The organism is Hyalangium sp. (genome assembly GCF_045802625.1).
GTDB lineage: Bacteria > Myxococcota > Myxococcia > Myxococcales > Myxococcaceae > Hyalangium.
Genome location: NZ_JBJMQP010000193.1, coordinates 1 through 1,881, shown reverse-complemented (window position 1 = coordinate 1,881; position 1,881 = coordinate 1). Strand labels below are relative to the sequence as shown.

At 66.8% G+C, this 1,881-nt stretch carries 3 protein-coding genes; 2 read left to right on the top strand and 1 reads right to left on the bottom strand.

Going from position 1 to position 1,881, the window contains the following annotated elements; all coding sequences use genetic code 11:
- The first annotated feature begins 12 nt into the window (after nt 1-12).
- Nucleotides 13-159 carry a dihydrodipicolinate reductase C-terminal domain-containing protein gene (locus ACJ8AT_RS32585; RefSeq protein ID WP_407741849.1) on the top strand — a complete coding sequence of 49 codons (147 nt, stop codon included), beginning with the start codon at nt 13-15 and terminating at the stop codon, nt 157-159.
- Nucleotides 160-268: 109 nt separating this feature from the next.
- Complete coding sequence (locus ACJ8AT_RS32580) at nt 269-1,132, top strand: DUF559 domain-containing protein (RefSeq protein WP_407741848.1); 864 nt, start codon at nt 269-271, stop codon at nt 1,130-1,132.
- Here ACJ8AT_RS32580 and ACJ8AT_RS32575 read toward each other — a convergent pair.
- Nucleotides 1,104-1,881 (bottom strand): SDR family NAD(P)-dependent oxidoreductase (locus ACJ8AT_RS32575; protein ID WP_407741847.1); only part of this gene is annotated, 778 nt, incomplete at its 5' end. The two genes, ACJ8AT_RS32580 and ACJ8AT_RS32575, sit on opposite strands and share 29 nt — an antisense overlap.

Here is a 1,881-nt window from a genome sequence, read left to right as displayed (position 1 = left end):
GCGCACCAGGAGGTGCTCTTCGGCGGCCTCGGCCAAACGCTCTCAATCCGCCACGACTCGATCTCCCGCGAGTCCTTCATGCCCGGCGTGCTGCTGGCGATCCGCAAGGTAGCGACGCTCGAGCAGTCACCCACGGTGGGACTCGAGCACCTGCTGTAGCCCAGGCGGGGGGCAAATCGAAGCGGGCGAGGGGGCGAAATCCCTTGCGATCCACCTTATCCCTGTTATGCAAGGACAGGATGGATCGCGGTGGTCAAGGCTCGCCGCGTTGGCTGTCCGACAGCACGGGGTTGTGGGGTACAAGCAGCTGATTGCCCTGGGATTCAGCTCCGGCGCGATTGAGCACGCCGTTCTTACGAAGCGCTTCCACCGGGTGTATCGAGGGGTGTATGCCGTGGGCCACTACGGGCTGTCTCGCGAAGGCGAGCTCATGGCGGCTGTGTTGGCTTGTGGCTCCGATGCTTTGCTGAGCCATTGGAGCGCAGCGGAGCTGTGGCGGCTCCTGCGCAAGCAGGGCGCCGTTATCGATGTGTCCGTGGCGGGGCACCGCTGCGGCGCCACGCCCATTAGGACACACAGATTGAAAGAGCTCTGTTCAGGTGATCGGACTCGGCGGGACCGGATTCCGGTCACCAGCGTGCCGCGGACTCTGCTTGACCTGGCAGGTGTGGCCACGGAACGGCAACTCGTCCGCGCGGTGAACCAAGCTGAGCGGGCTGGCTGGCTCAATCGCCGAGCGATCTACCAACTGCTGGAGAGGAATCCGGGACGGAAGGGAACCAAAGCCCTTCGCGACGTAATCACCTCGATACACCCACAGACCTACCGCACCCGGTCCGACCTCGAAGCCGACTTCCTCGCACTGTGCGCGAGGTACGGGATCCCGCCCCCGGTGGTGAACGGTGAGGTCGAGGGCTACGAGGTGGACATGCACTGGCCTGGCACGAAGCTGATCGTCGAGCTCGACAGCTACGAGTACCACCGAACCCCGATCGAGTTCGCGCAAGACCGCCTTCGCGACGCCTACCTCAAGAAGCGCGAATACGAAGTGCTGCGCGTTGCCGACAGCTGGCTGAACACCGACCCGCGAGGGGTGGCGGCGACTATCCAGAAGCTGCTGACGACGACCTAGAGCGCGTGTCCGCCTGGCCGCCCGCGCCCACCGGAGCGGAGGCCTCGGCGCCCTGCTCGGCAATCGCGTCGTTGAACGCGCGCTCCACCTCCCCCATGTACTTCGACACCTCGCGGTCCTGCAGCGGCCCCACGAAGTCACGCATGGCGAGCATGATGCGGGCCCAGCCAGGCGCCACCACGCGCCGGGCGCGAGTCTCAATGCCGTGCTCGACGGCGTCGATCGCCACGGACAGCGGATAGGTCTTTCCGAGCGGGCCCTTCATCCGGCCGCGCAGGATGCCGCCCGCCGGGCTGGCGTCGCCGCCGGCCACCATGTCGGTGGCGATCCAGGAGAAGTACGCCACCCCGACGTCGACCCCCTTGTGTCTCATCTCGCTGCGCAGCGAGTCCCCAAACGCCTCCACGCCCGCCTTGGCGGCGCAGTAAGCCGACATCACCGGGCCATGAACAGCGGCGGCCATTGAGGCCACCGGCAGGACATAGCCGCGCCGCTCGATCACGTACGGGAGGCAGGTGCGCACTGTGCGCCAGACGCCCAGCAGATTCACCTCGATCACGCGCTCCCACGAGCGTGGGTCGACCGTCTCGACGAGGCCGGCCACTGCCACACCCGCGTTTGCCATCACCACGTCGATGCCGCCGAAGCGCTCGGCAGTGCCGGAGGCTGCGTGCTCGAGGGCATCCCAATCCGTCACGTCGGTCTCGAACCAGATCGCGTCGGGCCCGCACTGCGCGGCTACCTTCTCG